We start from the raw sequence: 7,170 nt of genomic DNA, 5'->3' as shown, positions 1-7,170 counted from the left end.
TCGTGACGATGCGGGTGACGCAATGCCGAAAAGTGCCATGGAACGCCGGGCTCCCCTTCCTCGACGTAACTCTACGTAATACGCGCGCAATAGAAGTTCATAGTTTCATCCTCGGGCAGCGCTATGCACAGCAGCTTTCAGAGGCCCTACAAGTCGCCTGTAGCAACGATTTTCGGTAATTAGCAAAACGCCCGAGACGCCTGAACGACCCTGGTCGGGTCCTGCGGATTCTCACAATGTGGACCGGGCGAATCCGCCTGAATTCCGCGGTTCCACCCACTCAGCACCGCTCTGCATTACGACGTGTCATAACAAGAGCGTCACAGCCTCCCCCAGACCCTCCTCCACGATCCCCGCACACGCTTAGAGTCACGGCCAGTCACCGCGCCACCGGATTGCCACGTCAGGACCCGCGCAGCGACTCGGCCGCTTCCAGGCGGGAGCGCCGCGCCAGTGAAAGGACGAATCGTGCGTCAACGTTCGCTCATCACCATCACCGCCGCGCTGGCGGCGGGAGCACTCACCCTCACCGCCTGCGGTTCGCGCGACGGCGACAGCGGTGACTCGGACTCCGGTGGGGGCACCAAGGTCGTCATCGGCGTCGACGCCCCTCTGACGGGTGACCTCTCCGCCCTCGGTCAGGGCATCAAGAACTCCGTGGACCTCGCCGCGAAGAACGCCAACAAGCAGAAGCTCGTGGACGGCGTCACCTTCGAGATCAAGGCCCTCGACGACCAGGCACAGCCCTCCTCGGGCCAGTCGAACGCCGTCCAGCTCGTCAGCGACAAGGCCGTTCTGGGCGCTGTCGGCCCGCTGAACTCCTCCGTCGCCGAGTCGATGCAGAAGGTCTTCGACGACGCCAAGCTCGTCCAGATCTCCCCGGCCAACACCGGTCCGGCGCTCACCCAGGGCGTCAACTGGCAGAAGGAGAAGACCCGGACGTACAAGTCGTACTTCCGCACCGCGACCACGGACGCCATCCAGGGCCCGTTCGCCGCGCAGTACGTCTTCAACGACGCCAAGAAGAAGAAGGTCTTCGTCATCGACGACAAGAAGACCTACGGCGCCGGTCTGGCCTCCACCTTCACCGCGGAGTTCAAGAAGCTCGGCGGCAAGGTCGTCGGCACCGACCACATCGACCCGGACACCAAGGACTTCTCCGCGGTCGCCACCAAGGTCAAGAACTCCGGCGCGGACGTCGTCTACTACGGCGGCGAGTACCCGCAGGCCGGCCCGCTGAGCAAGCAGATCAAGGCCTCCGGCGCCAAGATCCCGCTCGTCGGCGGCGACGGCATCTACGACCCGACCTTCATCGAGCTGGGCGGCGCGGGCAGCACCGGTGACCTCGCCACCTCTGTCGGTGCCCCGGTCGAGGAGCTCGACTCCGCCAAGCAGTTCGTCGCCGACTACAAGGCGGCCGGCTACAAGCAGGAGTACGCGGCCTACGGCGGTTACTCCTACGACGCCGCCTGGGCGATCATCCTCGCCGTGAAGAAGGTCGTCGAGGACAACGACGGCAAGCTCCCCTCGGACGCCCGCGCGAAGATCACCGCCGCCGTCCAGAACGTGTCGTTCGACGGTGTGACCGGCAAGGTCTCCTTCGACGAGTACGGTGACGCCACCAACAAGCAGCTCACCGTGTACGCGGTCGAGAACGGTGCCTGGAAGGCCGTGAAGTCCGGCACCTACACCGGCTGATAGAGACCCGCAGCACCACCTGAACGAGCCGCGCGGGGCGCTGTTCCACTGGCGCCCCGCGCGGACTCGCATCCGGCCTCAACTCGGCCACACACCCGGCCACACATCCGTCGAACATCCGAAGTCTCGGAGGACATGCGGTGAACGAACTGCCGCAGCAGCTGGTCAACGGCCTGCTACTAGGAGCCATGTACGGGCTCGTCGCCATCGGCTACACAATGGTCTACGGCATCGTCCAGCTCATCAACTTCGCCCACGGCGAGATCTTCATGATCGGAGGGTTCGGCGCCCTCACGGTCTACCTCTACGTACTGCCCGACGGCACCACCATGTGGATCGCACTGCCCCTGATGCTCCTCGGAGCCGTCATGGCCGCGGTCGTCGTCGCCGTGGGGGCGGAACGGTTCGCCTACCGACCCCTGCGCACCGCCCCACGCCTCGCACCCCTCATCACCGCCATCGGTCTCTCCCTCGCGCTCCAGCAGGCGGTGTGGGCCTGGTACCCCGGGGCCAAGGAGTCCATCAACTTCCCCGAGATCGCGGGCGGCCCCTTCGAGATCGGTAGCGTCACCATCCAGACCGGTGACGTGTTCCTGCTCGTCGCCGCACCCATCAGCATGGCGATCCTCGCCTACTTCGTCATGAAGACCCGCACCGGCCGAGGCATGCAAGCCACCGCCCAGGACCCCGACACCGCCAAGCTCATGGGCATCAACACCGACCGCATCATCGTGGTCGCCTTCGCCCTCGGCGCCGTCTTCGCCGCCGTCGGAGCCGTCGCCTACGGCCTCAAGTACGGCCAGGTCCAGTTCCGCATGGGCTTCATCCTCGGCCTCAAGGCCTTCACCGCAGCCGTCCTCGGCGGCATCGGCAACATCTACGGCGCCATGCTCGGCGGCCTCGTCCTCGGCCTCGCCGAAACCATGGCCACCGCCTACATCGCCGACGTCCCCGGCTTCGACCTCCTCGGCGGCCAGTCCTGGGCCAACGTCTGGGCCTTCGTACTCCTCATCCTCGTACTCCTCGTCAGGCCACAAGGCCTGCTCGGCGAGCGCGTCGCTGACAGGGCGTGACACCGATGACCACACAGACCACCGAAACCCCCGGCGCGCCGATCAAGAAGAGCGAGCCCACCGGCCTCATCGGCATCCCGGAGAACATCGGCCGCGCCCTCGCCACCGGCGGCGGCATCCTCGCCATCATCTCCACCTTCCTCGCCTGGACCTGGACCAGCGAATTCCCCGGCGACCTCACCGTCACCGGCTACCCCGGCGGCCTCCAGGTCCTCGTCCTCATCGGCGGCGCCCTCACCACCCTCCTCGGCCTCGCCTCCTACCGCATCAAGGGCCTGCGCTGGCTCACCCCCGCAGGAGCCGACAGCGCCATCAAACTGGCCGCACTGGGCACCTTCGTCACCGCCTGGTACACCGTCATCGCGATCAGCGTCCAACTCGGCGGCGTCGTCAACCTCGAACCCGGCGGCTGGATCGCCGCGATCGTCACCCTCGCCACCGTCCTCGGCGCCTACGCACTGCCCTTCGAACGCCCCGAGCCCGAGCCCACCGACCCCGACGACACCGGATGGGAGCAGTTCCGGCACAAAGCGCGCCACAACTGGACCATCTTCAAGTCCGCCGTCGCCTCCGGAACCCCCAGCAAGGCACGCGAACTCCCCGCCTACGCCGAGATCCTCGTCATCGTCGCCGCCATGGCCGTCGGCCTGACCGTCTTCACCTACGGCATCGGCACCGAATACGACGAACTCTTCGTCGGCTTCCTCATCACCGTCGGCTTCGGCTTCGCCGCCCTCGCCAAGGCCGGGCTCGTGGCCCGGGTCTCGGCCATCACCGGCAAACACCGCACCATCACCATGTTCGGCGCCTTCATCGCCGCCGCACTCTTCCCCTTCACCCAGTCCGACGACCAGTACGCGACCATCGGCGTCTACATCCTGATCTTCGCCACCGTCGCCCTCGGCCTCAACATCGTCGTCGGCCTCGCCGGCCTCCTCGACCTCGGCTACGTCGCCTTCCTCGGCGTCGGCGCCTACACCGCGGCCATGGTCTCCGGCTCCCCCTCCTCACCGTTCGACCTCCACCTGCCGTTCTGGCTCTCCGCGATCCTCGGCGCCGCAGTCGCCATGGTCTTCGGCGTCCTCATCGGCGCCCCCACCCTCCGACTGCGCGGCGACTACCTCGCCATCGTCACCCTCGGCTTCGGAGAGATCTTCCGCATCACCGTCCTCAACATGGACGGCACCTCCGGACCCGACATCACCAACGGCTCCAACGGCATCTCCTCCATCCCGAACCTCAACATCCTCGGCTTCGACTTCGGCGCCGAACACACCATCCTCGGGTTCACCATCGCGCGATTCGCCAACTACTTCCTGCTCATGCTGCTCATCACGCTCGTCGTCGTCGTAGTCTTCCAGCGCAGCAGCGACTCCCGCATCGGCCGCGCCTGGATCGCCATCCGCGAAGACGAGACCGCCGCACTCGCCATGGGCATCAACGGCTTCCGCGTCAAACTCATCGCCTTCGCCCTCGGCGCCTCCCTCGCCGGCCTCGCCGGCGCCGTACAGGCCCACGTCACCTACACCGTGACACCCGAGCAATACCAGTTCGCCCACGTCGTACCACCCAACTCCGCCTTCCTCCTCGCCGCGGTCGTCCTCGGCGGCATGGGCACCATCGCCGGCCCCCTCGTCGGCGCGGCCCTGCTCTACCTGATCCCGGCCAAGCTCCAGTTCCTCGGCGACTACCAACTCTTCGCCTTCGGACTCGCGCTCGTCCTGCTGATGCGATTCCGCCCCGAGGGCCTCATCCCCAACCGGCGCCGCCAGCTCGAATTCCACGAAGAGGCCGCAGCGCCCGCAGTCCTCGGCAAGACAGGGGCCTGACACATGACCACCGACACCACCACCGTCACCGGGACGACCGTCCTCGACGCCCGCGGCGTCACCATGCGCTTCGGCGGCCTCACCGCCGTCCGCAACGTCGACCTCACCGTCAACAGCGGCGAGATCGTCGGACTCATCGGCCCCAACGGCGCCGGCAAGACCACCTTCTTCAACTGCCTCACCGGCCTCTACATCCCCACCGAGGGCGAGGTCCGCTACAAGGGCACGGTCCTGCCGCCGAAGTCCTTCAAGGTCACCGCCGCCGGCATCGCGCGCACCTTCCAGAACATCCGCCTCTTCGCCAACATGACGGTCCTGGAGAACGTGCTCGTCGGCCGCCACACCCGCACCAAGGAAGGCCTGTGGTCCGCACTGCTGCGCGGCCCCGGCTTCCACAAGGCCGAGCGGGCCTCACGCGAACGCGCCATGGAACTCCTGGAGTTCGTGGGCCTCGCCAACAAAGCCGAGCACCTCTCCCGCAACCTCCCCTACGGCGAACAGCGCAAGCTCGAGATCGCGCGCGCCCTGGCCAGCGAGCCGGGCCTGCTGCTCCTCGACGAGCCCACAGCCGGCATGAACCCGCAGGAGACACGGGCAACCGAGGAACTCGTCTTCGCCATCCGCGACAAGGGCATCGCCGTCCTCGTCATCGAGCACGACATGCGGTTCATCTTCAACCTCTGCGACCGCGTCGCCGTCCTGGTCCAGGGCGAGAAACTCGTCGAGGGCGACAGCGCCACCGTCCAGGGCGACGAGCGCGTCGTCGCCGCCTACCTCGGCGAGCCCTTCGAAAACGCCCCCGGCGACGAAGAAGCCGCAGAAGTCGAGACGGCGGAGGCCAACGCCCCCTCGGACGCCGCGCCCGGCAAGGAGAACGACCGATGACCGCACTGCTCGAAGTCGAGGACCTCCGAGTCGCCTACGGCAAGATCGAGGCCGTCAAGGGCATCTCGTTCAAGGTCGAGGCCGGCGAGGTCGTCACCCTCATCGGCACCAACGGCGCCGGCAAGACAACGACACTGCGCACGCTGTCGGGCCTGCTCAAGCCGGTCGGCGGCCAGATCAAGTTCGACGGCAAGTCACTGAAGAAGACCCCCGCCCACCAGATCGTCTCGCTCGGCCTCGCCCACTCCCCCGAGGGCCGGCACATCTTCCCCCGCATGACGATCGAGGACAACCTCCGGCTCGGAGCGTTCCTGCGCAACGACAAGCAGGGCATCGAGAAGGACATCCAGCGCGCCTACGACCTCTTCCCGATCCTGGGAGAGCGCCGCAAGCAGGCCGCCGGCACCCTCTCGGGCGGTGAGCAGCAGATGCTGGCCATGGGCCGTGCGCTCATGTCGCAGCCGAAGCTGCTGATGCTGGACGAACCGTCCATGGGCCTGTCCCCGATCATGATGCAGAAGATCATGGCGACGATCGCCGAGCTGAAGTCCCAGGGCACCACGATCCTGCTCGTCGAGCAGAACGCCCAGGCGGCCCTCTCACTGGCCGACCACGGTCACGTCATGGAGATCGGCAAGATCGTGCTGTCCGGCACCGGGCAGCACCTGCTGCACGACGAGTCGGTCCGCAAGGCCTACCTCGGCGAGGACTAGCTCCTCGCGGCGACATGACGAGGCCCGCATCCCCCCTGCCGGGGACGCGGGCCTCGCTTCGTCTCGCTCTGTCCCGCTCCGGGTCAGCCCTTGGACGCCTTCTTCTCCTCCGCGTCCTGGATGACGGCCTCGGCCACCTGCTGCATCGACATACGCCGGTCCATCGACGTCTTCTGGATCCAACGGAACGCGGCCGGCTCGGTCAGCCCGTACTCGGTCTGCAGAATCGACTTCGCCCGGTCGACCAGCTTGCGCGTCTCCAGACGCAGAGTCAGGTCGGCGACCTCCGCCTCCAGCTCCCTCAGCTCGGTGAACCGGGAGACGGCCATCTCGATCGCCGGTACGACGTCGCTCTTGCTGAAGGGCTTGACGAGGTAGGCCATGGCACCGGCATCACGGGCGCGCTCGACGAGGTCGCGCTGGGAGAACGCGGTGAGCATCAGGACCGGGGCGATGCGCTCCTCGGCGATCTTCTCGGCCGCGGAGATGCCGTCCATCTTGGGCATCTTCACATCGAGGATGACCAGGTCCGGCTTGTGCTCACGGGCCAGCTCGATGGCCTGCTCACCGTCACCGGCCTCACCGACGACGCTGTAACCCTCCTCCTCCAGCATCTCCTTGAGGTCGAGGCGGATCAGGGCCTCGTCCTCGGCGATGACGACACGGGTCGTCAGCGGAGGCACGTGCGACTTGTCGTCGTCGGGCGCGTCTACGGGCTGGGGCGACTCGGGGGCGGTCACGGGGGCTCCTTGATCGGGGCAGGGGTGCTGCTGACAAGAGCCTACCTAGCTGCGGTAAGGTGGGGGCACAGCGGGTGACCGCTGACCTTCACATTGAAGGGGGCCCCGGTAGCCCAGCGGTAGAGGCCATGGATTCAAAACCCATACAGCGTCGGTTCGAATCCGACTCGGGGCACTTTTCCTTCGAATCGAAGGTTGCCATCAGAAAGCGGATGTTCCCGTTCTCGTGAAC

6 protein-coding genes, 1 tRNA gene and 1 pseudogene are annotated in these 7,170 nt (G+C 66.8%); 7 read left to right on the top strand and 1 reads right to left on the bottom strand.

The features are described from left to right. The 6 genes and pseudogenes from ACZ56U_RS35365 to ACZ56U_RS35340 form a co-directional block, all read left to right on the top strand. Window positions 1-179 (top strand): annotated as a pseudogene (locus ACZ56U_RS35365) (Tat pathway signal sequence domain protein); the annotation flags it as partial. 289 nt (window positions 180-468) lie between these two features. After that, window positions 469-1,698 (top strand): branched-chain amino acid ABC transporter substrate-binding protein, encoded by a 1,230-nt coding sequence (locus tag ACZ56U_RS35360; RefSeq protein WP_469088015.1) that lies wholly within the window; start codon window positions 469-471, stop codon window positions 1,696-1,698. 140 nt (window positions 1,699-1,838) lie between these two features. After that, window positions 1,839-2,771 carry a branched-chain amino acid ABC transporter permease gene (locus ACZ56U_RS35355; protein ID WP_469088014.1) on the top strand — a complete coding sequence of 311 codons (933 nt, stop codon included), beginning with the start codon at window positions 1,839-1,841 and terminating at the stop codon, window positions 2,769-2,771. Window positions 2,772-2,776: 5 nt separating this feature from the next. Continuing rightward, the gene (locus tag ACZ56U_RS35350) at window positions 2,777-4,600 is read left to right on the top strand and encodes a branched-chain amino acid ABC transporter permease (RefSeq protein WP_469088013.1); all 1,824 of its coding nucleotides are present in this window, start codon (window positions 2,777-2,779) and stop codon (window positions 4,598-4,600) included. Between the two features lie 3 nt (window positions 4,601-4,603). Next, the gene (locus ACZ56U_RS35345; RefSeq protein ID WP_469088012.1) at window positions 4,604-5,485 is read left to right on the top strand and encodes an ABC transporter ATP-binding protein; all 882 of its coding nucleotides are present in this window, start codon (window positions 4,604-4,606) and stop codon (window positions 5,483-5,485) included. After that, on the top strand, window positions 5,482-6,198 hold the full coding sequence (locus ACZ56U_RS35340; protein WP_469088011.1) for an ABC transporter ATP-binding protein: 717 nt from the start codon (window positions 5,482-5,484) through the stop codon (window positions 6,196-6,198). The genes ACZ56U_RS35345 and ACZ56U_RS35340 overlap by 4 nt, the downstream gene beginning before the upstream one ends. A gap of 83 nt (window positions 6,199-6,281) precedes the next feature. Here ACZ56U_RS35340 and ACZ56U_RS35335 read toward each other — a convergent pair whose 3' ends face one another. After that, window positions 6,282-6,938 carry an ANTAR domain-containing response regulator gene (locus ACZ56U_RS35335; protein ID WP_469088010.1) on the bottom strand — a complete coding sequence of 219 codons (657 nt, stop codon included), beginning with the start codon at window positions 6,936-6,938 and terminating at the stop codon, window positions 6,282-6,284. A 102-nt stretch (window positions 6,939-7,040) separates the two neighbouring features. Here ACZ56U_RS35335 and ACZ56U_RS35330 point away from each other — a divergent pair. Beyond that, window positions 7,041-7,113: transfer RNA gene (locus ACZ56U_RS35330), tRNA-Leu, on the top strand. Window positions 7,114-7,170: the final 57 nt, after the last annotated feature.

Source organism: Streptomyces sp. NPDC034103, from assembly GCF_055575395.1.
The sequence above is the reverse complement of the archived record's forward strand: the minus strand, read 5'-3'. Positions and strand labels throughout refer to the sequence as shown.

What these genes read in the sequence shown, in the direction of transcription:
- ACZ56U_RS35350 (WP_469088013.1), top strand. Translation starts at nt 2,777, where the DNA reads ATGACCACACAGACCACCGAAACCCCCGGCGCGCCGATCAAGAAGAGC.
- ACZ56U_RS35345 (WP_469088012.1), top strand. Translation starts at nt 4,604, where the DNA reads ATGACCACCGACACCACCACCGTCACCGGGACGACCGTCCTCGACGCC.
- ACZ56U_RS35340 (WP_469088011.1), top strand. Translation starts at nt 5,482, where the DNA reads ATGACCGCACTGCTCGAAGTCGAGGACCTCCGAGTCGCCTACGGCAAG.